This window comes from Stenotrophomonas sp. YJH_SMC_21, from assembly GCF_059369555.1.
In genome coordinates, this window is sequence record NZ_JCAFSU010000004.1 from 33,880 (window position 1) to 60,334 (window position 26,455).

At 67.4% G+C, this 26,455-nt stretch carries 28 protein-coding genes; 5 read left to right on the forward strand and 23 right to left on the reverse strand.

The features are described from left to right. Positions 1-52: 52 nt before the first annotated feature. The 11 genes from AC5P67_RS07665 to AC5P67_RS07715 form a co-directional block, all read right to left on the reverse strand. Positions 53-856, reverse strand: coding sequence for a DUF4198 domain-containing protein (locus AC5P67_RS07665; RefSeq protein ID WP_005408419.1), 804 nt, complete (start codon positions 854-856; stop codon positions 53-55). Positions 857-978: 122 nt separating this feature from the next. Beyond that, positions 979-1,497, reverse strand: a complete 519-nt coding sequence (locus AC5P67_RS07670; RefSeq protein ID WP_005408420.1) for a DUF2271 domain-containing protein — start codon at positions 1,495-1,497, stop codon at positions 979-981. A gap of 26 nt (positions 1,498-1,523) precedes the next feature. Beyond that, positions 1,524-2,081: a PepSY-associated TM helix domain-containing protein gene (locus AC5P67_RS07675; protein WP_495214576.1), complete on the reverse strand. Its 558-nt coding sequence runs from the start codon at positions 2,079-2,081 to the stop codon at positions 1,524-1,526. A 311-nt stretch (positions 2,082-2,392) separates the two neighbouring features. Continuing rightward, positions 2,393-4,813 carry a TonB-dependent receptor domain-containing protein gene (locus AC5P67_RS07680; protein WP_005412519.1) on the reverse strand — a complete coding sequence of 807 codons (2,421 nt, stop codon included), beginning with the start codon at positions 4,811-4,813 and terminating at the stop codon, positions 2,393-2,395. 146 nt (positions 4,814-4,959) lie between these two features. Continuing rightward, the gene (locus AC5P67_RS07685) at positions 4,960-5,361 is read right to left on the reverse strand and encodes a hypothetical protein (protein ID WP_099498038.1); all 402 of its coding nucleotides are present in this window, start codon (positions 5,359-5,361) and stop codon (positions 4,960-4,962) included. A gap of 164 nt (positions 5,362-5,525) precedes the next feature. After that, complete coding sequence (locus AC5P67_RS07690) at positions 5,526-6,203, reverse strand: Fe2+-dependent dioxygenase (RefSeq protein WP_012510312.1); 678 nt, start codon at positions 6,201-6,203, stop codon at positions 5,526-5,528. A gap of 10 nt (positions 6,204-6,213) precedes the next feature. Next, positions 6,214-6,933, reverse strand: coding sequence for a tetratricopeptide repeat protein (locus tag AC5P67_RS07695; RefSeq protein WP_087803694.1), 720 nt, complete (start codon positions 6,931-6,933; stop codon positions 6,214-6,216). A 68-nt stretch (positions 6,934-7,001) separates the two neighbouring features. Beyond that, positions 7,002-9,308 (reverse strand): TonB-dependent receptor, encoded by a 2,307-nt coding sequence (locus tag AC5P67_RS07700; RefSeq protein WP_005408426.1) that lies wholly within the window; start codon positions 9,306-9,308, stop codon positions 7,002-7,004. A gap of 152 nt (positions 9,309-9,460) precedes the next feature. Further along, positions 9,461-9,865, reverse strand: coding sequence for a hypothetical protein (locus tag AC5P67_RS07705; protein ID WP_049448608.1), 405 nt, complete (start codon positions 9,863-9,865; stop codon positions 9,461-9,463). Positions 9,866-10,065: 200 nt separating this feature from the next. Further along, entirely contained in the window at positions 10,066-10,398 is a 333-nt protein-coding gene (locus AC5P67_RS07710) for a non-heme iron oxygenase ferredoxin subunit (RefSeq protein ID WP_005408428.1), read from the reverse strand. Next, complete coding sequence (locus AC5P67_RS07715) at positions 10,395-10,934, reverse strand: GNAT family N-acetyltransferase (protein WP_005408429.1); 540 nt, start codon at positions 10,932-10,934, stop codon at positions 10,395-10,397. The genes AC5P67_RS07710 and AC5P67_RS07715 overlap by 4 nt, the downstream gene beginning before the upstream one ends. 163 nt (positions 10,935-11,097) lie before the next feature. On the opposite strand from AC5P67_RS07715, the gene AC5P67_RS07720 reads away from it, so the two are divergent. Beyond that, a complete protein-coding gene (locus AC5P67_RS07720) occupies positions 11,098-11,538 on the forward strand; it encodes a hypothetical protein (RefSeq protein ID WP_495214462.1) in 441 nt (146 codons plus the stop codon). 63 nt (positions 11,539-11,601) lie between these two features. Here AC5P67_RS07720 and AC5P67_RS07725 read toward each other — a convergent pair whose 3' ends face one another. From AC5P67_RS07725 to AC5P67_RS07750, 6 genes are read right to left on the reverse strand one after another with little or no spacing between them, the layout of a single operon-like run. Continuing rightward, positions 11,602-12,858 carry a cysteine desulfurase gene (locus AC5P67_RS07725; protein ID WP_495214464.1) on the reverse strand — a complete coding sequence of 419 codons (1,257 nt, stop codon included), beginning with the start codon at positions 12,856-12,858 and terminating at the stop codon, positions 11,602-11,604. Beyond that, positions 12,855-14,117 (reverse strand): Fe-S cluster assembly protein SufD, encoded by a 1,263-nt coding sequence (gene sufD, locus AC5P67_RS07730; protein ID WP_062606650.1) that lies wholly within the window; start codon positions 14,115-14,117, stop codon positions 12,855-12,857. Before sufD ends, AC5P67_RS07725 begins: the two co-directional genes overlap by 4 nt. Next, positions 14,117-14,881, reverse strand: coding sequence for a Fe-S cluster assembly ATPase SufC (gene sufC, locus AC5P67_RS07735; RefSeq protein ID WP_024958766.1), 765 nt, complete (start codon positions 14,879-14,881; stop codon positions 14,117-14,119). The genes sufD and sufC overlap by 1 nt, the downstream gene beginning before the upstream one ends. Before the next feature lie 2 nt (positions 14,882-14,883). After that, on the reverse strand, positions 14,884-15,288 hold the full coding sequence (locus AC5P67_RS07740) for a hypothetical protein (protein ID WP_005408434.1): 405 nt from the start codon (positions 15,286-15,288) through the stop codon (positions 14,884-14,886). Further along, positions 15,285-16,760: a Fe-S cluster assembly protein SufB gene (sufB, locus tag AC5P67_RS07745; protein ID WP_005408435.1), complete on the reverse strand. Its 1,476-nt coding sequence runs from the start codon at positions 16,758-16,760 to the stop codon at positions 15,285-15,287. Before sufB ends, AC5P67_RS07740 begins: the two co-directional genes overlap by 4 nt. A 17-nt stretch (positions 16,761-16,777) precedes the next feature. Beyond that, positions 16,778-17,233 carry an SUF system Fe-S cluster assembly regulator gene (locus AC5P67_RS07750; protein WP_495214465.1) on the reverse strand — a complete coding sequence of 152 codons (456 nt, stop codon included), beginning with the start codon at positions 17,231-17,233 and terminating at the stop codon, positions 16,778-16,780. Positions 17,234-17,441: 208 nt separating this feature from the next. Here AC5P67_RS07750 and AC5P67_RS07755 point away from each other — a divergent pair, with 208 nt between their 5' ends. Both AC5P67_RS07755 and AC5P67_RS07760 read left to right on the forward strand, forming a co-directional pair. Then, the gene (locus AC5P67_RS07755; protein WP_012479369.1) at positions 17,442-17,909 is read left to right on the forward strand and encodes an SET domain-containing protein; all 468 of its coding nucleotides are present in this window, start codon (positions 17,442-17,444) and stop codon (positions 17,907-17,909) included. A gap of 162 nt (positions 17,910-18,071) precedes the next feature. Then, entirely contained in the window at positions 18,072-18,614 is a 543-nt protein-coding gene (locus AC5P67_RS07760) for a type 1 glutamine amidotransferase domain-containing protein (protein WP_024956948.1), read from the forward strand. A gap of 38 nt (positions 18,615-18,652) precedes the next feature. Here the strand turns inward: AC5P67_RS07760 and AC5P67_RS07765 are convergent, their stop codons facing one another. The 4 genes from AC5P67_RS07765 to AC5P67_RS07780 all read right to left on the reverse strand — a co-directional run bounded on the left by AC5P67_RS07765 (position 18,653) and on the right by AC5P67_RS07780 (position 20,916). Beyond that, positions 18,653-19,249 (reverse strand): YceB family lipoprotein, encoded by a 597-nt coding sequence (locus AC5P67_RS07765; RefSeq protein ID WP_005408439.1) that lies wholly within the window; start codon positions 19,247-19,249, stop codon positions 18,653-18,655. Positions 19,250-19,331: 82 nt separating this feature from the next. Then, the gene (locus tag AC5P67_RS07770) at positions 19,332-19,862 is read right to left on the reverse strand and encodes a hypothetical protein (RefSeq protein ID WP_024956949.1); all 531 of its coding nucleotides are present in this window, start codon (positions 19,860-19,862) and stop codon (positions 19,332-19,334) included. A 51-nt stretch (positions 19,863-19,913) separates the two neighbouring features. Beyond that, positions 19,914-20,222: a DUF3861 family protein gene (locus tag AC5P67_RS07775; protein WP_005408441.1), complete on the reverse strand. Its 309-nt coding sequence runs from the start codon at positions 20,220-20,222 to the stop codon at positions 19,914-19,916. Between the two features lie 295 nt (positions 20,223-20,517). Then, positions 20,518-20,916, reverse strand: a complete 399-nt coding sequence (locus tag AC5P67_RS07780) for an HU family DNA-binding protein (RefSeq protein WP_005408442.1) — start codon at positions 20,914-20,916, stop codon at positions 20,518-20,520. A 372-nt stretch (positions 20,917-21,288) separates the two neighbouring features. Between AC5P67_RS07780 and AC5P67_RS07785 the strand changes: the two genes are divergently transcribed. Further along, positions 21,289-21,720 carry an OsmC family protein gene (locus AC5P67_RS07785; protein WP_005408443.1) on the forward strand — a complete coding sequence of 144 codons (432 nt, stop codon included), beginning with the start codon at positions 21,289-21,291 and terminating at the stop codon, positions 21,718-21,720. Between the two features lie 158 nt (positions 21,721-21,878). On the opposite strand, the gene AC5P67_RS07790 is transcribed toward AC5P67_RS07785, so the two are convergent. Both AC5P67_RS07790 and AC5P67_RS07795 read right to left on the reverse strand, forming a co-directional pair. Beyond that, positions 21,879-22,757: a PhzF family phenazine biosynthesis protein gene (locus AC5P67_RS07790; RefSeq protein WP_043034181.1), complete on the reverse strand. Its 879-nt coding sequence runs from the start codon at positions 22,755-22,757 to the stop codon at positions 21,879-21,881. A gap of 91 nt (positions 22,758-22,848) precedes the next feature. After that, entirely contained in the window at positions 22,849-23,721 is an 873-nt protein-coding gene (locus AC5P67_RS07795; protein ID WP_111174176.1) for a PhzF family phenazine biosynthesis protein, read from the reverse strand. A 75-nt stretch (positions 23,722-23,796) separates the two neighbouring features. Between AC5P67_RS07795 and AC5P67_RS07800 the strand changes: the two genes are divergently transcribed. Beyond that, the gene (locus tag AC5P67_RS07800; protein ID WP_495214468.1) at positions 23,797-26,391 is read left to right on the forward strand and encodes a bifunctional aspartate kinase/diaminopimelate decarboxylase; all 2,595 of its coding nucleotides are present in this window, start codon (positions 23,797-23,799) and stop codon (positions 26,389-26,391) included. Positions 26,392-26,455 lie beyond the last annotated feature (64 nt).

Genomic DNA, 26,455 nt, shown 5'->3' on the forward strand with positions numbered 1-26,455 from the left:
GTGATGCGTTGCGGGTGCGATGCCGGGCTGCCCGGCATCGCGGTCCACGTCATTACTGCGGCAGCACTTCCAGCGTGGCGACGTAGCTCAGGCGGCGCTTGGCGGCCTGCTTCACCGACGTCTTGTTGTCCTCGGTGCCGGTTTCCAGCCAGTACATGCCGGCTTCCGGCCAGGTCACCTTGATCTCGCCCTTGGCATCGCTGGTGACCTTCAGCTCGTCCTGTGCGTTGCGGTAGCGGGTGGCACCACGCACGATCTCGAATTCCAGGCCGGCCGCCGGCTTGCCATCGACGAGCACGCGGAAGGTGGCTTCCTCGCCGGCGAACAGATCATTCGGGTGGCCGACGGCGACCAGCTCGATGCCACGGTTGGTCGGCTTCAGCGCGGTATCGTTCGGCGCGCCGTTGGTGACGAAGGTCTCCACGCGGCCGACCGACTGGCTCACTTCCAGCTTCTTCGCGTCCTTCGGCAGTTCGCCGAAGGTGGCAACGCTGCCGCGCCAGCGCTTGCGCTCGCCGTTCTGCTCGTAGGTGGCGAACAGGCCGTCATTGACCGACGCAATGCGGTAGGTGCCCGGCTGCTTCAGTTCGATGTCGAACACGCTGCGGTACTTGCCGGTCGACGCGTTCTGCGGTTGCACGGTGCTGCCGTCCGGTGCGGTGATCACCAGCGATTCCAGGCGCAGCGGCACGTGGTTGAAGTAGAACAGATCGTTGGAGACCGCACCGTCGACGGTGATCCACGGCGCGTTGCCGGCGATCACGGTCTGCGAGGGCAGCAGCCAGGCCTTGTGGGCCAGGGCGGAGAAGGGAAGGGCAGCGGCCAGGGCGGCGGCGAGGACGAGCGTGCGCTTCATGCGGAAGACTCCAGTTGGAAGGGGTCGGATCCCTTTCCATCGGAAAGGGCTCTGACCCCGGGGGATACGGCGATGGGGTCAGAGCCCTTCCTGCGGAAGGGACTCGACCCCGGCTCAGGCAGTTATGGTTTGACGGCGAGGGTGACCTGGCCCAGTTCGGTGGCGCCCTGCGCCTTGCCGTTCTGCGCGGCGGTGGCCGGCCAGGTGAAGGGGATCTTCAGCAGTTCGCGGCCGCCGACTTCGCGCACCGCTTCCACTACCAGGGTGTAGTTGCCCGGGGCCAGCTGCTTCAGTGCCGGCTGCCTGTCATTGAACGACAGTGCGTGCTTGCCGGCCGGGCGGGTCGGACCGGTCACGCCGTCCACCGGCACCTGCAGGGTGCGGCCGCTCTTGCGCCACCACTGGCGCAGGTCGGGCAGCCACTTGGTGCCGTGGCCTTCGCTGTTGCTGGTCTGCTGGTACCAGACCGAGAGGTTGGCCGCGACCTTCTGGTCGGCGCCTTCCAGCCACACGGCCACATACGGGCGGTGGTATTCGGCCACGTTGAGCTTGGGCACTTCGACGTTGATGTCGAGGGTGGTGGCATAGGCCGGCGAGGTGGCCAGCAGGCCGCTGAGGGCGATGGTCAGGGTGACGCGCATGGGGCGGCTCCGGAAAGGGGGAAAAGTCAGTGGATCAGCAGCAGGGCGATCAGCAGCGGGATCATCAGGCCGAGGCCGACCAGCGGCCAGGTCATGCGCCGCTGCCGTGCATGGAGGTGCAGCAGGAACAGGCCGGTGATGCAGAACACCAGGCAGGCCACGGCGAACAGGTCCAGGAACCAGCCCCATGCCGGGCCGGCATTGCGGCCCTTGTGCAGATCGTTGAGGTAGGACACCGCGCCGCGCGAGGTCGATTCGTATTCCACCGCGCCGGTCTCGCGATCGATGCTCAGCCAGGCGTCGCCGCCGGGGCGCGGCAGCGACAGGTAGATCTCTTCGGGCGACCACTCGGCCGGTCGCCCGCCGATGGCGATGCCCAGCTGCGTGTCCAGCCATTGCCGGGCAGGGCGCGGAATCGGTGCGTTGCCGTCTTCGCGCGTGCCGAGCTGTCCAAGCAGCGCGGCCGGCAGTTCAAGATGCTGGTTCTGCACCTCGGGCTTGGCCTCGATCTTCGCGGCATGGTTGAGGGTCAGGCCGGTCACCGCGAACAGCAGCATGCCGATCAGGCACACCGCCGAGCTGATCCAGTGCCACTAGTGCAGCGTCCGCAGCCAGAAGCCACGGTTCTGTTGCTGCTGCACAGTGGAAGAGGCAGGACGGCTCACGGCAGGGTTCGAGGCGGACGGGGACTGCCCATTACATCATTGATGAGAATAGCTCGCAATTGCGTGTCGTTCTGTATCCCTGGAGCAGGTCTGGCGGGTTGCCGGCCAGCGGCCGGCACTACCGATCGGTAGATCCACGCCATGCGTGGATGAAGCGGTGCCGACCAAGGTCGGCACCCACCAGGGCAGGGCAATGCCGGCCAGTGGCCGGCACTGCCGGTGCGCGGCGATCAGAACTTCGCGTTCAACGAAATCCAGTAGCTGCGGCGCTGGTCCTTGGTCGCGTAGTCATCCACGCAACTGAACTCGCTGGGATTGAGCAGCAGGCACGACTGCGAAACGAAGTCCTTGTCGAACAGGTTGTTGACCCGTGCATTGACCGTCAGCCACGGCGTAGCCTTCCAGCTGCCCCCAAGGTGGAAGATCGTGTAGTCCTCGTAATAGCGCACGTGGCGGGTGCCGGCACTGTCGATGAGGGTGTCGCGATAGCGGTCGTAGCGGCCTTCGCCGATCAGCGACAGGCTGATCGCTTCGTTGATCTGCCAGTTGAGGCTGGCGTTGGCCATGTGCTTTGCCGGCGTGGTGCCTGAGATCGGGCGTCCCTTGTCGGGGCCGCTGGTCTGCTCGCTCCTGGTCCAGGTGTAGTTGCCGCGCAGCTGCAGGGTGTCGAGCAGGTCGACATGACCGGCCAGTTCCGCGCCGCGGGTCTCGGCCTTGTCGATGTTCACGCTCTGGGTGAAGGTGCTGTAGCCCAGTGCTGCCCAGCCTGGGCCGATGTCTACGCAGTAGCCGCTGCCGGCGCGCGCCACTTCGCAGTTCGGGAACGTTCCGCCGCTGGCGATCTTGTCTTCGAACGTGTTGAAGAAGCCGGTGACGTTGAAGCCCCAGCGCTGGCCTTCGTAGTAGGCGGCCAGCTCGTAGTTGGTGCTGGTTTCAGGCTTGAGGTTCGGGGAACCGACCAGCGGCAGCACGCCCTGGCCACCAAAGCCGGTGATGCCCGGGAACAACTGGTCCGGTCGCGGGGTCTTGTAGCCGGTGCTGACGCCACCCTTGAAGGTCCACGCATCGCTGGCGTTCCACACCAGGTAGCCACGCGGACTGACGTGGCTGCCGAACACGTTGTGGTCGTCGTAGCGCAGGCCGAAGGTAGCGGTGAGGGTATCGGTCAGCGCCCAGTTGTCCTCGGCGAACAGCGCCCACATGCGGTGCTTCTGCCTGGTGTTGCTGCGATAACCGGCGCCATCCATGCCGAACACGCCGTCGATCATGTCGGTGTCGTTGTACTGGCCGCCGACGGTCAGCTTGTGCGCGCCGAAGTCGAGGTCGAGCATCGTGTCGAGCACGTAGCCTTCCAGTTCCATGGTGCGCAGCGGACGCGGCAGGAACGCCTGCAGGCGCGCCATCTCGCTCGGGTTGAGCGCGGCCAGGGCATTGCCACGGCCGGCCGCACAGTTGTTGGCGGCACCGGTGCGGCGGCAGACGTCATTCCACAGCGTCTGCAGGTTGGCGCGCTCGTCCAGGGTCAGCGGCAGCGAACGACCCAGGTTGCTGCTCTTGCTGTGGGTCAGTGAGGTCTGCCAGGTGCCGAAGCTGTAGCGGCCCTGGTGGGTCAGCGACAGCTGATCGCGCTCGTAGCGCTGGTAGGCGGTGTAGCCGACGCGCGGCTGCACCACGCGGCGGGTGACGGTGCCGCTGCCGTTCGGGTTGGGGATGACCGCATTGCCGACGCGCCACAGGCTGGCCAGGCTGTCCAGCGTGCCGGTCTGGCCTTCGCTGTTGTCGTACTTCTGCCGCGACACGTCGTAGTCCAGCCACAGTTCGTGGTCATCGTTGACCCGGAAGTCCAGGCGCACGCCGGTATTCCAGTTGGTGTTGGCCACCGACTTGCCACCGCCGCCGAAGCCGATGCTGCGCTCCCACAGGCTGCCGTCGGGCAGGGTCAGTGCGTCCCACTCCGGATTGGAGGCCTTGGCGTCGTAGTAGCTGCCGCGGACCGCCAGGCTGAGGCGGTCCTTCAGCAGCGGGCCGCTGAGGTACAGGTCGGTGGTGCGCGCATCACCGAACTGGTCATCCTGCTGCACGGTGAAGCCCTGGGTCACGGCGCCGTGCCAGCGGTCCTGGTTGCGTCGGGTGATGATGTTGATCACGCCACCCATCGCGTCCGAGCCATACAGCGTGGACATCGGGCCGCGCACGACTTCGATGCGCTCGATCGCGTCCAGCGGCGGCAGGTAGGCGAACTGGCCGCCACCGAAATTGTTCGGGTACAGCTGGCCGACATTGCTCTGGCGGCGGCCGTCGATCAGCACCAGGGTGTACTCGGACGGCAGGCCGCGCATGGAGATGGTGGCGCGGCCGTTCTTGTCGGTGGCCTCCAGGCCGACATCGATGCCTTCGACGTCGCGCAGCGCATCGACCAGGTTGGTGTAGGGGCGCTTGCTGAGTTCTTCGCGGCTGACCACGCTGATGCTGGCCGGTGCATCGATCACCTTCTGCTCGAAGCCGGAGGCGGTGACCACCACCTTGTCCAGCGTCTGTGGCGCGCCGGTAGCGTCACCGTGGGCGAAGGCAGGGGCGGTCATGGCTGCCAGCACGGCGCTGGTCAGCAGGGTACGGGACAGGGACGAACGGACACGATGGCGCTGGGCCATGGCAGTAACCTCGAAGGTTGCAGGGTGGTGCGATGCCAGGCGCGAACGGCGCGGCATGCACGGGGAGGCCCGGTCAGGGGCGGCAGGGATGAAGCAGGCAGCGGCGCGCGGGCGCGACCGCGCAGGCGGTCACGCGGGGCCGTGAATCAGGCGAGCGGCGGCGCCTGGCCGCGTTGCTGGCGGCGCCCGGGCGCATCGGCCCAAGGCGTGTCCGGAGCAGCCAGCGGCCAGTCCGGGCGCACGCCGGGCATGGCCGGCGTGGCGGGTACGAGTTCAAGCTCGGTGCGCAGCCATTGGCTGGCCAGCAGCAACGGCGGGCGTGCCTTCTCGGCCGCTTTCACCGGGGTGGAGGCACAGCGGCGCAGCTTGGCCGGGGCTTCTTCCTGCAATGGGCCTTCGCCGCCGCGTTCTTCCAGCGGTACCTGCACGGTCGCCGCTGTCGCCGGATGCGGCAGCAGCGGCAGGGTGCCCAGCAGCAACGCCAGCATCGCCACCCACGCCAGCAGGCTGGCCAGCGCAGGACGCTGGCCGCGCATTGCGGTGCCCATCTTGCGATGGATGAGTGGACGAGGGCGAAGCGGGCGCAGCAAGCAGGGGTCCCCAGGGGTCTGCCGGCAGCGGCCGGCATCAACGGGGCGTGATTGTAATGAGAGCTGTTAGCTGTTGCAAATGAGAATGATTGCCAAAATGTCGCAGGCCAGCCCGACCGGGCTCAGACCTCGCTCCAGCGCCGCAGCAGGTTGTGGTACACGCCGGTCAGCTGCAGCACCGCCTCGGCGTCGCCGCCGGTCTGCCGCAGGCGCTCGATCGAGCCGTCCATTTCCCATAGAAGGCGGCGCTGCACATCGTCGCGGACCATGCTCTGCACCCAGAAGAACGAGGCCACGCGCGCGCCGGCGGTGACGGGGCGCACCTGGTGCAGGCTGCTGGACGGGTACACGATCAGGTCGCCGGCCGGCAGCTTCACTTCGTGCTCGCCGTAGGTGTCGCTGATGATCAGTTCGCCGCCCTCGTACTCGTCCGGCGCCGACAGGAACAGGGTGCAGGAAATGTCCGAACGCAGCTGTTCGCCGTTGGCCAGGTTCATCACCGCGCCATCAACATGGAAGCCATAGGTGCCGCCACCGCTGTAGCGGTTGAAGCGCGGCGGCAGGTATTTCAGCGGCAGCGCGGCGCTGAAGAACAGCGGGTGCCGGGCCAGTGCGACGAGGATGATCTCGCCCAGTTCGCGACGCAGCGGTGAGGCCTCGGGCAGCTGCTGGTTGTGCTTGGCCTGCGCGCCCAGATGGCCGACGGTTTCGCGGCCATCGGTCCAGTCGGCGGCATCCAGTCGGCGGCGAAAGTCGGCCACCTGGTCGGCGCTGAGAATGTCGGGGATGTGCAGCAGCATGCGGGACTCCTCAGAGGGACGGCGGCGCGACCAGGGCGCGGACCTGTGGATGCGGCGACGCGGCCAGTTCGGGCACGATGTGCGCCATGAACGCCGGGCTGCCGTGGGCCAGTGCGAGCCGCAGCCAGTGCACGGCCTGCTCGACCTGGCCGGCCTGCAGCAGGATCGAGGCGTAGTTCGCCTGGCCGCGGAAATCACCGGCTTCGGCCGCGCGCTGGTACCAGGCCAGCGCTGCCTGCGGATCGGGTGCGGTATCCAGCCCGTCTTCGAGGTGGCGGGCCAGCAGGTTCATCGATTTGGCATGGCCCAGGTGTGCGGCACGGGTGTACAGGGCCAGTGCCTGTGCGCGGTCCTGGGTCACGCCGCGGCCGGTGGCCAGCAGGTTGGCCAGGTTGTACAGGCCCCAGTCCAGCCCGGTGTCGGCCGCGCGCCGGTACCACACCGCGGCGAGTGTCGGGTCGGGGGCGGTGCCCTGGCCCAGTTCGTGGCAGCGGCCCAGCATGTTCATCGCCATCGGCGCGCCGTTGTTGGCGGCGGTTTCGTACCAGAGCCGTGCCGCCGAGGCGTCCTGTGTGGTGCCTTTGCCTTCCATGTGCATCTGCGCGAGCAGCAGTTGTGCCTCGACCTGCCCGGCCTGCGCGGCGTCGCGCACGCGTGCGAAGGCAGCCTGCGGATCGTGCTGCAGCAGCGCGGCCAGAGCATCGCTGTCGATGGGGGTACGGGTTGCCATGGGGTGAGTATCGCCGGAAACAAAAACGGCGGCAGGAGAGACTGCCGCCGTGGTGGAGCGCAGTTACATCAGAACTTCACGTTCAGTGCCAGGGTGGCCGAGCGACCCGGGGCGATGCTCGCGTAGTGCGAGGCATAGGCCTTGGTGAAGTAGGTCTTGTCGGTCAGGTTCTGCACGTTGAGCTGCAGGCTGATGTTGTCCTGGATCGCGTAGCTGGCCATCGCGTCGAAGCGGGTGTAGCTGGCAATCCACTTGGTGTTGGCGACGTCACCGTACTGCTTGTCCGAGTAGAACGCACCGGCGCCGATGGTCAGGCCGATCGGGAAGCGGTAGGTGGTCCACAGGTTGGCGCTGTGCTTGGCGGTGTTCGGGAACTCGTTGCCGTTGTTCGGCGACGGCACGTAGACGTTGGACGGGCAGGTGCGGCCCACCGGTGCGCCACAGACGAAACCGTTGTCCTTCAGTTCCGAGTCCAGGTAGGTGTAGCCGCCGTACAGGCTCCAGGCATCGGTCAGCTGGCCGGTGAAGCCCAGCTCGAAGCCGTTGATTTCCTTCTTGCCGGCGTTCTGGCTGGTGCCATTGTCGATGGTCACGCGTGCGTTGTTCATCACGGTGTGGAAGATCGCGGCAGTCAGGTTCAGGCGCTTGTCGAACAGGTCCCACTTGGTGCCCAGCTCGAGGTTCCTGGTGTCCTGCGGCTTGAGGTCGGCCACGGCGGCGCTCAGGCCGTCCGAACCGTCGCCACCGTCCATGCCCGGCGGGGTCGAGGAGGTGCCCCAGGACAGGTAGATGCTGCCGTTGGCGGCCGGCTTGAACACCACGCCGGCCTGGTAGTTCAGGAAGTCGTTGCTGTTGCGCACGCGGGTCGGTGCCTTGCCGGCCACCGGAGTGGTCAGGGTGGTACGGAAGTCGTCGTAGCGCAGGCCGAGGTTGATCATCCACTGCTCATTGAGCTCGATGGTGTCGAACACGTAGGCCGAGGTGGTCTTGGTGCGCTGCTCGACGTCCAGTGCCTTGTCGCTGCGATAGACGATCTGACCGGCCGCCCACGGATCGTTCGGGTTCGGATTGTTGAAGTCGGTGCAGTTGTAGCCGGTGGCCGCGCCGGACACCTGGCAGCGAGTGCTGTTGGCGCTGTTTTCAAGGGGATTGGCGGTGCCCGGCGACATCAGGTAGCTGCCACGGGTCATCTTCTCGTCGCTGTACTCCACGCCCGCGCTGTAGCTGTGCTTGAGCGCGCCGGTCTGGAACGCACCGGTCAGGCCCAGCTGGTCGGCGAAGCTCTTGACGTCGACCGCACGGGTGTTGGTGCGACGCCACAAGGTGCCGTACAGGTTGGGGTTGCCCTTGCTGTCGTCCGGCTGGGTCCACAGGTAGTCGTTGCTGGTGTTGCCCAGGCGCGCGATGTTGCGCAGCTTGTGGCCACCGAAGTCGTAGCTGGCATCCAGGGTGCTGATGTCGGCGCGGGTGCGCTGGAAATCACGGTCGACCAGGCCGTAGTAGTTGTTGCGGTCCGGCACCATCGGGCGGCCATCGCCGTTCTTGGCCACGTTCGGGCCGCTGGAGAACGGATTGCTGTAGGGGAAGCCACCCGCGTCCGGCAGGTCATCGCTCTGCATGTGGTAGTGGCTGGCGATCAGCTGCGCCGGGCCGTTCAAGCCGAAAGCGATCGACGGCGCGATGCCCCAGCGGCTGACGTTGGCGGCGTCGCGGCCGGCGATGTCCGACTCGTGCTTCATCAGGTTCAGGCGGGCGGCGATGCCATCGCCCAGCACGTAGTTGGCGTCCACGGTGCCGCGCGCGTAGCTGTCGGTGCCGATGCCCATGCTGGCGCTGGTCTCGTTCTTCAGCTTCGGCGTCTTGCTCACCAGGTTCAGGCTGCCACCACCGGAGTCACGGCCGCCGTAGGCCGAGCTCGGGCCCTTGACCACTTCCACCTGCTCCAGGTCGAAGATCTCGCGGGTCTGCGAGCCGACGTCGCGCAGTCCGTCGACGAACACGTTGCTCTGCGAATCGAAGCCACGGATGAAGGGGCGGTCACCGGTCGGGTTGCCGCCTTCGCCGGCACCGAAGGTGATGCCCGGCACCATGCGCAGCGCATCCTGCAGGTTGGTCGCACCGGTTTCGGCGATCAGCTTCTCCGACACGATCGACACCGACTTCGGGGTGTCCAGCAGCTCGGCGGTGAACTTCGGCGAGGACGGGTTGAACCAGCTGCCGCGCACCTGCACCTTGTCCAGCTCGGTGGCGTTGCGGGAACCGGCGTCGGCGCCGTCGGCAGCCTGCGCAGCCAGCGGAGCAAAGCCCGCGGCCAGGGTGGCGGTGGCGAGCAGGGAAACGCGCGGGGCGTGCTTGCGGGACGTGATGTGGGTCATGACTGTGGGTAGTGGCTTGGATCGGGAAAGGGCGAGCGCGAGCCGGCGCAGATGGGCATGCGGCGACAGGCGGGAAGTGGGTGCTGTAGAGCCGGGCCAGGCTCGGCTGGCGGGAAACGCAATCAGGCGCACGGCAACGGCCGCAGGGCGCCTCAGCTGGCGTGCGGTGCGGGCGGTGCGTGGCCGGGGTTCAACCGCAGCGCGGGATCATGCAACTGCCAGCGCAGGGCGTCGGAGCGCCACAGCGGGATACGCGCGACCAGAGCGGCGCGTGCAGGGACCAGACCGGTGCAGGGCGAGGTGCCCTCGCCATCGAACGGAGTCTCCGGTGCTGGTGCGGCGTGCTGCGGGCATTCGTCGGCTGGCGGTTGCGGCAGCGGCATCGCCTGCAGCAGATCTTCAGCGTGTGCCTGCCAGCCATGCGCAGCCGGATCGCCGCCACGCCCTTCGTGCAAGGCCGACCAGCCCAGAAGCAACGTCAGCAGCACGGCCACGAGCAGTGGCCACCCTTGGCGGGCGAGCTGGCACAGCGTGGCGGTGGGCGCGGGCGAAGCCATGGCGCAGGGGCGATGTCGTTACGAAGATGTTACGTAGAATAACATCAACGATAATGATTCGCATATGCGCAATCGGGTTGCCGATCTGGATGGCCTGGAAGGGCCCTGGAGGGCCCCTCAGTGCACTCCAGTGGATCACCCCATGGGTGGATGCTCTCCCGCGAGGCGCCCTCTGGGGGCTCTCCGGGCCCAGCGCCGCCTCAATCCCGGTCGTCGCGGGTCCAGATCGCGTCGTGCTCGCGCTTCACCGGGAACTTGGGCACAGGGCTGTAGGCCGGGGCGCACAGGGCGCGGCCGTCGCGCACGTCGAAGCGCGCGCCGTGCAGCACGCACTCCACGCTGCCTTCGGTCGTGTTGAACTCGCCCGAGGACAGTTCGAACTCTTCATGCGTGCACTGGTCTTCCAGTGCGTACAGCTCGCCGTCGAGGTTGAATACCACGATCGGCGTGCCGGTCACTTCGTCGAACACGCTCTTCATTTCACCCGGCAGCAGCTCGTTGCCGGCACAGACAAAGGTCCAGGCCTCACTCACGCGGCGGCTCCGTTCAGCGGCTTTTCCAGGATCTCGAAGCGCAGGTCGTCGCGCTTGGGGATGCCGAAGCGTTCGTCGCCATACGGGAACGGCTTCTTGATGCCCGTACGGCTGTAGCCGCGGCGCTCGTAGAAGGCGATCAGCTCGTCGCGCACGTCGATGACGGTCATCTGCATCACCGGTACGTTCCATTCGCGCGCGGCGTGTGCTTCGGCGGCATCCATCAGCTGCTTGCCGACGCCGCCGCCCTGCTGGGCCGGATCGACCGAGAACATGCCGAAGTAGCCCTTGCCGTCGACATCGGCGACGTGGGCGCAGGCCACCAGCTGGTCCCCGCGCTCGGCCAGCAGGATGGTCGAGCGCGGGCGGTCGAGGTCGGCCTGGATGCCTTCGGCGTCGATGCGGGCGCCATCCAGCAGGTCGGCTTCGGTGGTCCAGCCGACGCGGCTGGCGTCGCCACGGTAGGCCGAGGTGACGAGGGCGATCAGGGCGGGGATGTCGGCCGGCGTGGCGGCGCGGAAGGTCAGAGTGCTCATGGCCCCATTCTAGGTGGGGCGTGGGCGGGCGCAAATGGGGGGAGGGGGCAGATCCCTTTCGCAACGCGGAGGAGCTCTGCCCCCGGAGCACCGGCTATGCTCGCCGTTCATCGCTTTCCCGCAGGAGGCAGAAATGGGTTGGCAAGGCGGAGACGGAGGGGCCATGAAGGTCGCTACGCTCGGCATGATCGTGGCGATGTCGGTCCTGCTCGCGTGCACGGATGCCTCCGTCGTGGGCAGGGACGCTTCCTTCAACAGTTTTGCCTGCCCTGGGTTCAACCCGGCACGTGCACTTCCTGTCGCCCTGGAGGAACTGCGTGCGCACCCTGTCCGCTTTCAGGGCCGCTTGGTAAAGGTGCGGGGTGCCTACGTCGGAGGCTGGGAAATGTCGGCGCTGCATCCAGGACCGCCGGTACGTGACCCGTGGGCGGTAGACGGCATCTGGGTGGAGGGAATCGCGCCGGTGACGTTGCCGACGGAGCAGGCTTTTGAAATGACCGGGATCGTGTCGGCGGCGCGGCCGGATGCGGTGAGCGGCAAGGGGCATCTTGGCCAGTGGCCTGCCGAACTATGTGTGTCGTCGGTGCGGCGGCTGCAGGAGTGATCGGTTAGTTGGGGTCAGAGCCCATTCGCGATGCGAAAGGGATCTGACCCCGGTCTTCCGGGGTTACCCCAACAGCTTCCGTACCTTGGTCAGCGCGGTCATGAAGCGCTCGATCTCGGCGTGGGTGTTGTAGAACGCCAGCGAGGCACGGCAGGTTGCCGCGACGCCGAAGTACTGCAGCAGCGGGTGCGCGCAGTGCTGGCCGGAGCGCACCGCCACGCCCTCCAGGTCGAGCAGGGTTGCCAGGTCGTGGGCATGCGCGCCGTCGATCAGGAACGAGACCACGGCGGCCTTCTCCGGTGCTTCGCCGATGATGCGCAGACCGTCGACGCGGCGCAGCTCTTCGGTGAAATGCGCCAGCAGTTCAGCCTCGCGTGCTTCCACGTTCTCCTGGCCAAGCTGCTGCAGGTAGTCGGCGGCCACGCCCAGGCCGATGAAGCCGGCGATGTTCGGGGTGCCGGCTTCGAACTTGTGCGGGGCATCGTTGAACACGGTGCCGTCGAAGCTGACTTCCTTGATCATCTCGCCGCCGCCAAGGAACGGCGGCATCGCATCCAGGTGCTCGCGGCGGGCCCACAGCGCACCGGTGCCGGTCGGACCACACATTTTGTGGCCGGTGATGGCGTAGAAGTCACAGCCGATCGCGGCCACGTCGACCTTGCGGTGCGGCACGGCCTGCGAGCCATCGACCACGGTGATGATGCCGCGCTTGCGCGCTTCACGGCAGATCTCGCGCACCGGGTTGACCGTGCCCAGCACGTTGGACACGTGGGTGACCGCCAGCAGCTTGACCTCCGGGGTCATTGCCGCGCGCAGCGCATCCAGATCGAGTGCGCCGTCAGGCGTGATCTCGGCCACGCTGATGGTGGCGCCGGTACGCTGTGCGACCAGCTGCCACGGCACGATGTTGGCGTGGTGTTCCATGCGCGTGATCAGGATCACGTCGCCGGCCTTCAATCGCGGCAGGGCCCACGAATACGCCACCAGGTTGATGGCGAAGGTAGTGCCGCTGCACAGCACCAGGTCGCTGGGGCGCACGTTGAGGAAGCGTGCCAGCTTGTTGCGCGCGCCTTCGTAGGCGTCGGTGGCTTCGCTGCCCAGTGCATGCACCGCGCGGCTGACGTTGGCGTTGTAGCGGCGGTAGAACTCGTCCACCGCGCCGATCACCTGCACCGGCTTCTGGCCGGTGTTGGCATTGTCGAAATAGACCAGCGGCTTGCCGTGCACTTCACGCATCAGCAGCGGGAAGTCGAGGCGGACGCGATCCCAATCGGGCGCGCCGGTGCGTTCTTCGATCGGGCGCGGGGTGGACAGGTTCATGCCACACCCGCTTCGGCCAGGGCCTTGTCCAAACGGCGTGCCAGCTGCTCGCGCAGGGCTTCCGGCAGGATCTTCAGCGGCTCGTGGCAGAACGCGGCGCTCAGCAGTGCCTGCGCCTGTGCCTGCGGCAGGCCGCGCGAGCGCAGGTAGAACAGCGCGTTGGCATCGAGCTGGCCGACGGTGGCGCCATGCGCGGCCTTCACTTCATCGGCGTCGATGACCAGCGTCGGCTGGGTATCGATCTCGGCGTCGGCCGACAGCAGCAGGTTCTTGTTGGACAGGTTCGCATCGGTGCCGTCGGCGCCCTCGCGGATCTGGATGCCACCATGGAACACCACGCGGCTGCGGTTGGCGGCAACGCCACGCCACAGCAGCTCGCAACTCGTATCGCGTGCGATGTGGTCGATGCCCAGGCGGGTTTCGACGTGGCGGCGGCCATTGCCGAGCAGCACGCCGTTGGCGGTCAGCTGGGCATTGTCGCCTTCCAGGCGCACGTTCAGTTCATGGCGGCTGAGCGCGGCGCCCAGTTCCAGGTCGACGCGGTGGTACTGCGCGTCGCGGGCCAGCACGGCGTCGGTGCGCAGGAAGCTGGTCTGGCGCGCGCTGCCGGCCTGCACGCGGGCGTGCTTGAGCACGGCATCGCGGGCGACATGGGCGTGCAGCACGGTGTTGTCCAGGTGCGCCGAATCGCCGACGCTGAGGCGGTGCTCGACCACGCCCAGGCTGGCGCCGGCACGCAGTTCGATCAGGTGGCGGTGGTGCCAGGCCAGGTCGGTCTCGCCGGCGACGCTGGCGAACACCAGCTGCAGAGGCGCTTCGACCTGCACGCCTTCGTCCACGCGCAGCACCACGCCTTCATCGGCCAGCGCGGCATTCAGGCGGGCGAAGATCTCTTCGCTGCGCTCGTAGCGGCGGCCAAGGAAACGCACGGCGTCTTCGCCGGAGGCCAGTGCGGCCGACAGCGGCTGCAGCTGCACGCCGTCCGGCAGGACCTGCACGTCGCTCAGCGCGGCATCCAGGCGGCCGTTGACGAACACCAGGCGCGGTGCCGGGATGTCCTCCAGCAGCGCGGCGTCCAGCGCCGGGCCCTGCAGCGGTGCAGCCGCGAACGCACGGCGTTCCAGCTGGCGCAGCGAGGTGTACTTCCAGGCTTCGTTGCGCGCGGCCGGCAGGCCGTCACGCAGGGCCGCGTCCAGCACTTCGCGGCGCGCGTCGCTGCCGCAGAAGGCCTGGGCCATGGAGTCGAGCAGGGCGCTCATCAGACCGCCGCCTCGCGCACCACGCGATCCTTGAGGAAATCGTAGCCGTGCGCTTCCAGTTCCAGCGCCAGTTCCGGGCCACCGGTCTTGACGATGCGGCCATCGGCCAGCACGTGCACCACGTCCGGCTTGATGTAGTCCAGCAGGCGCTGGTAGTGGGTGATGACCAGGAACGAACGGTCAGCGGCACGCAGCGCGTTGACGCCGTCGGCCACGCTCTTCAGCGCGTCGATGTCCAGGCCCGAATCGGTTTCGTCCAGGATCGCCAGCTTCGGCTCGAGCACGGCCAGCTGGAAGATCTCGTTGCGCTTCTTCTCGCCACCGGAAAAGCCTTCGTTGACGCCACGGTGCAGCAGTTCGTCCTTCAGGTGCAGCACGGCCAGCTTCTGGCGCACCAGCTTGAGGAACTGCATGGAATCGAGTTCCTCCTCACCGCGTGCCTTGCGCTGGGCGTTCAACGCCGCGCGCAGGAAGTAGGTGTTGTTCACGCCCGGGATCTCCACCGGGTACTGGAACGCCAGGAACAGGCCGGCGGCGGCGCGCGCTTCCGGGTCCTGCTCCAGCAGGTCGACGCCGTCGAACTGCACGCTGCCTTCGGTCACTTCATAGCCGTCGCGGCCTGCCAGGACATTGCCCAGGGTGGACTTGCCGGCGCCGTTGGGGCCCATGATGGCGTGCACCTGGCCGGGCTTAACATCCAGCGACAGGCCCTTGAGGATTTCCTTGTCGCCGATGCGGGCGTGGAGGTTTTCGATCTTCAGCATGGTCATGGCTTGGTAGGTTTCGGGGCTGCGGGGGCGATGCGGACGATCTGCACCGTGCCGTTGCCGGGCTGCCCAGGTTGAGCGGGGAGGGCGGAGAAAACCACGATGATCTCTTCACCGGGTTCTTGCAGGCAGGAGACTGCGAGGGAGGCCTGTCGGATGGATTCGGCAGCGGCGCGATCCAGCTCACGGTTGCCCGAGCTCAGGCGAGCCCGGATCGCGCCGAAGCTGCCGTCCTGCCCCGTTGTCAGCACTATCGAAAATTCTTTCGGCGCGGAGATGACCGTGCTGGCGGGCAATCTGACCGGGGTGGCACCCACCAGGTCTTCGGGGGTGCAGGACGCGTTGGCCAGGGCCCAGGGCGAAAGGCCCAGCAGCAACAGTGCGGGCAAAGACGTACGCATCATCCGACGCTTCCTTCCAGCGAGACTTCCAGCAGCTTCTTGGCCTCCACCGCGAACTCCATCGGCAGTTCGCGGAACACCTGCTTGCAGAAGCCGTCGACGATCATCGACACCGCGTCTTCCTGGCTGATGCCACGGGCGCGGCAGTAGAACAGCTGGTCGTCGGAAATCTTCGAGGTGGTGGCCTCGTGTTCGACGGTGGCGCCCGGGTTCTTCACCTCGATGTAGGGGAAGGTGTGTGCGCCACACTGCTTGCCGATCAGCAGCGAATCGCACTGGGTGTAGTTGCGCGCGCCATCGGCGTTGCGGTCCACCCGCACCAGGCCGCGGTAGGTGTTCTGGCCACGGCCGGCACTGATGCCCTTGCTGACGATCTTGCTCTTGGTGCGCTTGCCGACGTGGATCATCTTGGTGCCGGTGTCGGCCTGCTGGCGGTGATGGGTCAGCGCCACGGAGTGGAACTCACCGACCGAGTCGTCGCCGAGCAGCACGCAGGACGGGTACTTCCAGGTGATCGCCGAACCGGTTTCGACCTGGGTCCAGGTGACCTTGCTGCGCGCGCCACGGCATTCGGCACGCTTGGTGACGAAGTTGTAGATGCCGCCGACGCCGTTCTCGTCGCCCGGGTACCAGTTCTGCACGGTGGAGTACTTGATCTCCGCGTCTTCCAGCGCGACCAGCTCGACCACCGCTGCGTGCAGCTGGTTCTCGTCGCGCATCGGCGCGGTGCAGCCTTCCAGGTAGGACACGTAGGCCTTGTCCTCGCACACGATCAGGGTGCGCTCGAACTGGCCGGTGTGGCCGGCATTGATGCGGAAGTAGGTGCTCAGTTCCATCGGGCAACGCACGCCCTTGGGAATGAACACGAAGCTGCCATCGGAGAACACCGCCGAATTGAGCGCGGCGAAGTAGTTGTCGCCTACCGGCACCACGGTGCCCAGGTACTGGCGGACCAGTTCCGGATGTTCCTTGATGGCCTCGGACATCGAGCAGAAGATGATGCCCTTCTCGGCCAGTTCCTTGCGGAACGTGGTACCGACGGACACCGAGTCGAACACCGCGTCCACCGCCACGCCTGCCAGCTTGGCACGCTCGTGCAGCGGCACGCCCAGCTTGTCGTAGGTGTCGAGCAGTTCCTTTGGCACGTCATCCAGCGAGGCGTACTTCGGGCCCTTGGGCGCGGAGTAGTAGCTGAGCGCCTGCAGGTCGATCGGCGCGATCTCCAGCTTGGCCCAGTCCGGCATCGGCATGGTCAGGAAGTGGCGGTAGGCGTCCAGGCGCCACTGCGTCATCCACTCCGGCTCGTCCTTCTTGGCCGACAGGGCACGGATGGTGTCCTCGTCCAGGCCCGGCGGCAGGGAGTCCGATTCGATCTCGGTGATGAAGCCGGCCGAATACTTGCGGCCGAGCTGCTCGTGGATCTCGCGGTTGGGGGTGTCGTCGTGGGCGACGTTTTCGATGGTTTCGGTGGCCATGGGGGGCTGCCTGTGGATCAGGAGACGACGTCGACAACGATGGTGCGGCGCTGTTCGTCATCGGCAAGGGGAAGAGGGGGCAGGATCTGGGCGAGGGTGACATCGCGCAGGGCCTCGGAGACCACGTCGTTGATCAGCCGCCAGCTGCTGCGCGCGCCGCACTTGGGCGCCATGCCGCACTGGTGGTGGTCGTGGCTGCATTCGGTCAGGGCCAATGGCCCTTCCATCGCTTCGACCACTTCGAACAGCGAGATCTCGATGGCCGGGCGGGTCAGGCGGTAGCCGCCACGGACACCGCGCAGGCCTTCGACCAGGCCGGCCTGCGCCAGCGGCTTGAGCACCTTGCTGACGGTGGGCGGCTCCAGGCCGATGAATTCGGCCAGCTCAGTGGCACTGAGCACCTCGCCCGGACGGGCGGCAAGCACGGTCAGCACCACGGTGGCGTAATCGGTGAGCTTGGTGACACGCAACATGGGAATGCGAGCGGTTCTTAAAGCGGACTGAAATTGTACGCTTTTATTCGCCGGCATCCAACCCGGGCATTCAGCCGGCGCTGGGACGGACCGGGACGACGCACCGGGGCCACCGCCGGGGCGCCATGCTGCGCCAACGGGGTGATTTTCGCAATCACCCGGAATGGGCGAGAATTCCGGTTCCATCCGCTGCAAACAGCCCGTGCCGATGCCGAAGAAGATCCAAGCCCGCAAGTCCGCCATCCATGGCAACGGCGTGTTCGCCGTGGCCCCGATCAAGCAGGGCGAGCGCGTGATCCAGTACAAGGGCCTGCTGCGCAGCCACGGCGACGTTGATGCCGATGACAGCGGCGACGTTGAAAGCGGCCATACCTTCCTGTTCACCCTCAACGATGACTGGGTGATCGATGCCAACTACAAGGGCAACGATGCGCGCTGGATCAACCACAGCTGCGACCCGAACTGCGAGGCGGTGATCGAGGAAGACGAGGACGGTGACAGCCGTGGCGACAAGGTGTTCATCGAGGCGCTGCGTGACATCAAGGCCGGCGAAGAGCTGACCTACAACTACGGCATCACCCTGGCCGAGCGTCACACCGCCAAGCTGAAGAAGATCTGGGAGTGCCGCTGCGGCTCGCCCAAGTGCACCGGCACCATGCTGCAGCCCAAGCGCTGACCGGTACCGGGTAGTGCCGGCCGCTGGCCGGCAAGGCGCAATCCAGGTGCCGGCCAGCGGCCGGCACCACCCGGAGGCTCTCCACCTGCCGTGCACGGCAGGGTCACCGCCGTGCAAGGGCCGTTCTTCCATTCTGTCGGCACCCCCAACCGGAGTGCACCCATGGCAGAACGATTGAAGGGCAAGCAGATTGCCATCCTTGCCACCCACGGCTTTGAACAGTCCGAACTGACCGAACCCAAGCGTCTGCTGGAAGCCGAAGGCGCGCGCGTCAGCGTCGTGTCGCCTGCAAAGGAGGCGACGATCAAGGGCTGGAAAGAGAAGAACTGGGGCGACGCCGTTGCAGTGGATATTCCGCTGGATGAGGCCGATCCGGCCAGCTTCGATGCCCTGGTGCTGCCGGGAGGGGTCATCAATCCGGACACGCTGCGTACCGACGAGGCTGTACTCGGCTTCGTCCGCGCAGTAGACGAAGCCGGCAAGCCTGTGGCGGCGATCTGCCATGGCCCGTGGCTGCTGATCAACAGTGGCCTCGCCGATGGCCGCGAGCTGACGTCCTGGCCGTCCCTGCAGCAGGATCTGACCAATGCGGGGGCGAACTGGCGCGATGCCGAGGTCGTGGTCGACGGCAACGTGATCACCAGCCGCAAGCCGGACGACATCCCAGCCTTCAGTGAGGCGGTGGTCAAGGCACTCGCCGCCTGATGCGCTGCCGGTAGTGCCGGCCGCTGGCCGGCACCACCTTACTTGCCCAGCACGCCTGCCGGCACCAGGTTGCCCAGGTTCTGGTTGAAGGTGACCACCAGCTTGCCGTTCTTCACCTGTGCCGATTGCACCTGCAGCGCGCCAAGCACGCCGGCCACGGCCGGGTCCAGCTTGTAGATCGGCTCCCGCTGGGCGTAGTCGCTCAGCCAGGCGTTGAGCAGGCCACGGGTACGGGAGTCGAGACGACCGCCCTGGTTGGCCGGGGTGAAGTCATCCACGCTCGGCTGCTGCAGATGGAATCCCTGGGTCTGCGCGTCGTAGCGCAGGCCGCTGCTGAGCTTCACCGTACCCAGTTTGGCCGGATTGCCACCGGCAGTGGCCAGTGCCACGTCCATGCCAAGGTTCAAGCGCTCGCCGGCCGGGAGGCTCAGCTGGGGGTGGCTCATGGTGAGGGCGATCAGTCCGCCCAACGCGTCCTGGGTGCGCGGGAAGCTGCCATCGAGATACTGCTGCACATCGCTGGCGCCGACCGACAGTTCGCGGCCGGAAATGGATGGGGCGGCCTGCGCGCCAATCGCGGCGGCGATCAGCACGGTGGAGGCGGCGAGGCGGGTCATCAGGGAACGCAGGCGCATGGCGGTGACCGCTGGACTGGGAAAGGATGGAGGAAAGAGTAGCCGGGACGGCTGAATCGCGCGTGCATGCCGCTGCAATGGTTCAGTCCAGCGTTGGCCGCAGTTGCGCCGACTGGATCTGCCAGCCGCGGCCATCAGCACTGGGCTGCACGCGGTACCAGCCGCCGAAGCGGAAGGTCCCTTGGGTGGTGACCGCGCGGATCCGCACCGGCACTTCCAGCAGCTGGGGAGGATGCTGGCCGTCGCGTGCCACCGGGGGCTCGCTGTCCAGCCGCAGCGTACGCACGCCCTGCAGCTGGCGTATGGCAGCGTCATCTGCGCGGTGCGGGTCGGCCGGTGGAATCGCCCATGCCGCGTCGCTGGCGCTGCGGTTGCGGTTGAGCAGCGCGATCACGTAGCGGTTGAGCATCACCGATGGTGGTTGGGCGTCGGCAGCGACCGCAGCGAACAGCGGATCGATCGCCGGTGTCTGCAGGGACGCCGCTTCGGAGCCGGCGATGCCCTGCGTTCCGGCGCCGGCGACAGCCGGCGCTGGCGCAACATCGGGCGCTGCCGCAGGCCTGGAGCAGCCGAGCAGCGCCAGGGGCGCGATCAGGAAAAGCGTCCTGCGCATGCCTCCTCCCCGAGGCGATGTGGGGGAGACAGTGTATCGGCTGCGCGGGAATCAGCGGGAGGAGGGCAACTGCTCCAGCGCATCCAGTGCCGGCAGCACCTGCCCGGCGATGGCGGCCAACGCATGTCCATCGGTCTCCGCGTGGCGCTGCACGATGTCGCGCAGCAGCTGGGTGGCGATCACCAGGGTCGCGCGTTCATCACCGCTGATGCCAGCGGTGCGTGGCGCCGCTTCCAGCAGGCGCATCAGGTCGCGGCTGGCGCGATGTTCCAGTTCGATGGTGCAGCGCCCGGTGCACTGCAACCCGTCCTTTTCGATGGGGGTCACCGAGATCCGGTAGCGGGTGGAGGGGCTGGCCATGAGGGGATGCTCGCCGTAGCTGTGGAGGATGTGCCCACCTTAGGCAAGGCCGTGCGCGGCGGCGATGGCCGGGGCTGCACGCAGTGTTCCACCCGGTACGTTCCAGGGCCTGCCCAGGCCGCGCCTGGCTAATGGCGACGGGCTTGAACGGGGATTTTCCAGTATGCGGCAACGCTGTGTTGCGGATGCCCCGGGGCGGCGCATCCACACGTGGCGTGGACCTGCTGCCGGGAACGTGCAAAAGAAAACGGGACGGCCAGAGCCGTCCCGTCGGAATCCGCGTTGGGGCGCGCGCTTACAGCGCGGCGTCCTTCAGCTTCTTCAGCGGACGCACCTTCAGCTTGGTGGTGGCCGGCTTGGCAGCGAACCACTGCTCTTCCTTGGTGAACGGGTTGATGCCCTTGCGCTTCGGCTTGGCCGGCACATTGACGGTGGTGATCTTCAGCAGGCCCGGCAGGGTGAAGGAGCCAGCGCCCTTCTTGTGCACCGAGGAGGCAACGGCGCTTTCCAGCGAGGCCAGCACAGCGCGGACGTCCTTGGCGACGACGCCGGAGGCTTCAGCGATGTGTGCAACCAGGCCGGACTTGGTCAGCACTTCCTTGATCGGCTTCGGAGCGGCCGGCTTGGCGGCTGCCTTCGTCGCGACTTTCTTCACTGCCTTCTTCGGGGCAGCCTTCTTAGCGGTCTTTGCCATGGTTTCCTGTTCCGTGAACGGTTGGTTGTTTGGTCGGCGCCGAACCCCGTCGGCAAGCGCAATGTAGGGCAACTCTTGGGCGCCGCCAATAGCCCGAAGCGCGGAAAGTGCATGTTTTTTCATATCCAGGCCGATTCAGTACATGGCGCGCCGTGGGGGACGGGGGTGTGGCAGCGCGCGCGACGGCCCACGCCCGCCCATCGGCGGAATGCGAGAAACCACTGAAAACAAGAGAAAAATGCGTTTCCGGCTGGTGAGAAAGTGTCCACGCGCCGGGTTCGGAAGGCGACCTGCGGCGTGCGGCGGAGCGACGCAGGGCTAACGCCTCCCGTGCGAGGGTGACCGTTCATCACCGTCACGCAGGAGCAGCACATGGGAATCTCGCGACACGCCACAGCGCACTGGGAAGGCGATCTGAAGTCGGGCAAGGGGCAGCTGAGCACGCCGCAGAGCGGGCTGCTGGACAAGACACGCTACGGCTTCAACAGCCGTTTCGGCGACGAAAAGGGCACCAATCCGGAAGAGCTCATCGCTGCTGCGCACGCCGGTTGCTTCACCATGGCGCTGTCGGCCAAGCTCGGCGAAGCCGGCTTTACCCCGACCTCGCTGGATACCGAAGCCAAGGTAGATCTGTCATTGGAGGGCGGCCCGCAGCTGTCGCAGATCCGGCTGAAGGTGAAGGCAGTGGTGCCGGGTATCGACGCGACGCAGTTCCGTGCGATTGCCGATGACGCCAAGCAGAACTGCCCGGTGTCCAAGGCGCTGAGCGCGGTGCCGATCAGCCTGGAAGCCGAGCTGGGCTGAGGGTAGTGCCGGCCGCTGGCCGGCAACCGCATGATCTCGAGGTCCAGGTAACAGCCGGCCAGCGTTATGGCGGCCTTCCTGGCCGCCACCCTCCGGGCCGTCGCGTCCGACGTTGGCAGCGGCTCCTGCCGCTGCCTTCGGCTCCACCTCGATGGTGTTTACCAATCGATGGTGCCGCTGATCACCGTCTGCACCTGCCCGCCAGACCAGACCTCGCCGTCCTGGTCGACCAGCAGGGTCAGGCGCGCGTCATGGCCGACTTCGCGGCCCTGGCTGACTTCAAACGGCGTCCGTCCACGCGGCAGCGCGTCACGCAGGTCCAGCCACGCGGCCAGCACCGCATTGGCCGCACCCGAGGCGGCGTCCTCGAAGCGGCGTCCATTGCCGACGAAGGCACGTACGGCCAGGTCGAAACCCTCGCTGCCATCGCTGAAGGCATAGGCGAACACGCCCATGCTGTCGGTGGATTCAGCCAGTGCGGCCACTGCATCCCAGTCTGGCTGCAGCACGCGCAATGCGGCCTCGTCGGCCACCTGCACCACCCACCAGCTGCGGCCGCCCTGCATGCGTGCCGGCGGCAGTGTGCCCAGCGGCCAGTCCTTCAGCGCGGCCTGCAGGCGCGGATCGGTGGCCTCAGCGGTTTCGGCCAGCTGCGCGCGCGGGGTGCGGATGGCGATGCGCTGCTGCGTACCCTCACCGCTGACGCGCAGCGGCAGCGCGCCGGCAATGCCGTCCTGCACCAGCACGCCGTCGACCGCTGCGGCCAGGCCCGCCTGCAGCACCGCGTGCGCGGTACCGACGCTGGGATGGCCCGCGAACGGTACTTCCTTCTGCGGGCTGAACATGCGCAATCGATAGCTGGCGCCCGGCACCTGCGGCGGGAACACGAAGGTGGTTTCGGGCAGGCGCGTCCAGCGCGCGATGGCCTGCATGCTGGCGTCGTCCAGGCCCTCGGCATCGAGTACCACGGCCAGCGGATTGCCAGCGCCGGCGCGCGGGGAGAACACGTCCAGCTGCAGGAAACGGCGGGTGGTCATAGGGGGCAAACTCCGTAAAACGAGAGGGGATACGGTAGCGCCGGGCCATGCCCGGCGACCGTGCGCGGCATTCGCCGTGCGTGGCCCGGTGCTACCAATGGATGCTGCCGTCGATCACGCACTGCACCTGGCCGCCGATCCACACCGTGCCCTGCGCATCAACCTCGACCTGTACGCGACCATCGCGGCCGACTTCGCGGCCCTGGCTGGCGACGTAGCGGCCCTCGCGGCCGGGCAGGGCATTGCGCTGGCGCAGCCAGGCACCGATCAGCGCATTGGCGCTGCCGGTCACTGGATCCTCGGGCACGGCGGCTGCATCAGCGGGGCAGAAGGCGCGCACCACCCGGGTGTGGTCGTCGCCGGCCTCGTCGGCGAACACGGCCACACCGGTCGCGTCGGTGGCGAGGCTCCAGTCGGCCAGCGTGGCCATGTCCGGCACAAGGCTGCGTACGGCGGCGGCGTCGCGCAGCGGCAACAGCCACCAGCGTGCGCCGTTGTCCCACAGTTCGGGCACGTGCCCGCTGTCGGCCAGCGCCAGCAGCGCTTCGGGCGCTCCGTCGGCCGCGGTCTCCAGTTGCCGCGCCGGTGGGCTGGCCAGCTGGATCTGCAGTGCCTCGGCCGGGCCGCTCACCCGTACCGGCAGCAACCCCGCCGCACATTGCTGCAGCAGGGCACCGTTGCGCGGTTGCGCCAGGCCGCAGGTCACCGCCGCCCGGGCGGCGCCGACGCTGGGGTGGCCGGCGAAGGCCAGCTCGCGGGTCGGGGTGAAGATGCGGATGTGGTAGTCGGCGCCCGGCGTGCTGGGGCGCAGGAAGAACACCGTCTCGGACAGGTTCAGCCAGGCGGCCAGGGCCTGCATCTGGCTGCTGGAGAGCCCGTCGGCGTCCAGGATGACGCCCAGCGGGTTGCCGGTGCCGGGGCGGGGGGCGAAGACATCGAGCTGCAGGTAACGGAGGACGGCCATCTACGGGGATATTGCGCTTAGAATCAAAGGTTCCGCCCCCGAGGGCGGCTTCCCCACATTCTACATAGCCAATCCATGTCAGCTTCCCCCATTGTCGATCGTTGGATCGTACTGAAGTTCGGCGGCACCTCGGTGTCGCGTCGTCACCGCTGGGACACGATCGGGAAGCTGGCGAAAAAACGCGCGGAAGAGACCGGCTCGCGCGTGCTGGTGGTGGTGTCGGCGCTGTCCGGGGTCACCAACGAACTGACCGCGATCGCCGATGGCGCGCCCGACAGCCGGGACCGCGTGGCGGCGCTGGTCGAACGCCACGAGGCCTTCCTGGTTGAACTCGGCCTGGGCCGCGAGGTGCTGGCCGATCGCCTCGCCGCGCTGCAGGGCCTGCTCGACGACGCGCGTGCAGCCACCCGTCCGCTCGACTGGCAGGCCGAAGTGCTGGGCCAGGGCGAGCTGCTGTCCTCCACCCTGGGTGCGGCCTACCTGCGCGCGTCGGGCCTGGACATGGGCTGGATGGATGCCCGCCAGTGGCTGGACGCGATGCCGCCGCAGCCGAACCAGAGCGACTGGTCGCAGCGCCTGTCGGTGAACTGCCAGTGGCGTGCCGACGCGGAATGGATGCAGCGCTTCCGTGCGCAGCCGACCCGCCTGCTGATCACCCAGGGCTTCATCTCGCGGCACGCCGATGGCGGTACCGCCATCCTCGGCCGCGGTGGCTCGGATACCTCGGCGGCGTACTTCGGTGCGCTGCTCGGTGCCAGCCGCGTGGAGATCTGGACCGATGTGCCGGGCATGTTCAGTGCCAATCCGAAGGATGTGCCGGACGCGCGCCTGCTGACCCGCCTGGACTATTACGAGGCGCAGGAAATCGCCACCACCGGCGCCAAGGTGCTGCACCCGCGCTCGATCAAGCCGTGCCGCGATGCCGGCGTACCGATGGCCATCCTCGATACCGAGCGCCCGGAACTGCCCGGCACCAGCATCGATGGCAGCGCCGCGCCGGTACCAGGGGTGAAGGCGATCAGCCGCCGCAACGGCATCGTGCTGGTGTCGATGGAAGGCATCGGCATGTGGCAGCAGGTCGGCTTCCTGGCCGATGTGTTCAATCTGTTCAAGAAGCACGGCCTGTCGGTGGACCTGATCGGTTCGGCCGAAACCAACGTCACCGTGTCGCTGGATCCGTCCGAGAACCTGGTCAATACCGATGTGCTGGCCGCGCTGTCGGCCGACCTGTCGCAGATCTGCAAGGTGAAGGTGATCGTGCCGTGTGCGGCGATCACTCTGGTGGGCCGTGGCATGCGTTCGCTGCTGCACAAGCTGTCGGACGTGTGGGCCACCTTCGGCCGCGAGCGCGTGCACATGATCTCGCAGTCGTCCAATGACCTGAACCTGACCTTCGTCATCGACGAGGCCGATGCCGATGGCCTGCTGCCGGTGCTGCACGCCGAGCTGATCGACAGCGGCGCGATGCCGGTGGAAGAGACCGAAGTATTCGGCCCGCGCTGGCGCGAGATCGCCGGCACCGTGCGCCCGCGTGGCACGCCGTGGTGGCGGGGCCAGCGTGCGCACCTGCTGCAGCTGGCCGATGCCGGTACGCCGCGCTACGTCTACCACCTGCCGACCGTGCGCGCCCGCGCCCGCGCGCTGGCCGCGATCAAGCCGATCGACCAGCGCTACTACGCGATCAAGGCCAACAGCCACCCGGCCATCCTGCAGCTGCTGGAAGCCGAGGGCTTCGGCCTGGAATGCGTGTCGCATGGCGAGCTGAAGCACGTGTTCCAGCACCTGCCGGAACTGTCGCCCAAGCGCGTGCTGTTCACCCCCAGCTTCTGCCCGCGCAGCGAATACGAAGCCGCATTCGCGTTGGGCGTGACGGTGACGGTCGACAACGTCGAGGCACTGCGGCGCTGGCCGGACCTGTTCCGCAACCGCGAGCTGTGGCTGCGCGTCGACCTGGGCCGTGGCGAAGGCCACCACGCCAAGGTCCGTACCGGTGGCAAGGAGTCCAAGTTCGGCCTGCCGATCGCCCGTGTCGACGAGTTCGTGCGCGCGGCCACCGATCTGGGCAGCCGCGTGGTCGGCCTGCATGCGCACCTGGGCAGCGGCGTGGAGACCGCGCAGCACTGGCGCCTGATGTGCGATGAGCTGGCCGGTTTCGCCCGCCGCATCGGCAGCGTGCAGACCATCGACATCGGTGGCGGCCTGCCGATTCCGTATTCCGCCGAGGACGAGCCGTTCGATCTGGATGCCTGGGCCGAGGGCCTGGCGGAGGTCAAGGCGCTGCATCCGGCGTTCCGCCTGGCGATCGAGCCGGGCCGCTACCTGGTGGCCGAATCCGGCGTGCTGCTGACCCACGCCACGCAGGTGGTGGAAAAGGACGGCGTGCGCCGCGTCGGCCTGGATGCCGGCATGAACGCACTGATGCGCCCGGCGCTGTACGACGCCTGGCACGACATCGAGAACCTAAGCCGCCAGGGTGGGTATGCCGAGGCGGCGTTCGATGTGGTCGGCCCGATCTGCGAATCCAGCGATGTGTTCGGCAAGCGCCGCAAGCTGCCGGTGTCGACCGCGCCGGACGACGTGATGCTGATCGCCGATGCCGGCGCCTACGGCTATTCGATGGCCAACACCTACAACCAGCGGATGCTGCCGCGCGAAGACGTGATCGAATGATTGCCGCCCTGCACCCGCCCACCGACACGCCCCGCGCCCTCGCGCGGGCCCGTGCCTGACCGGA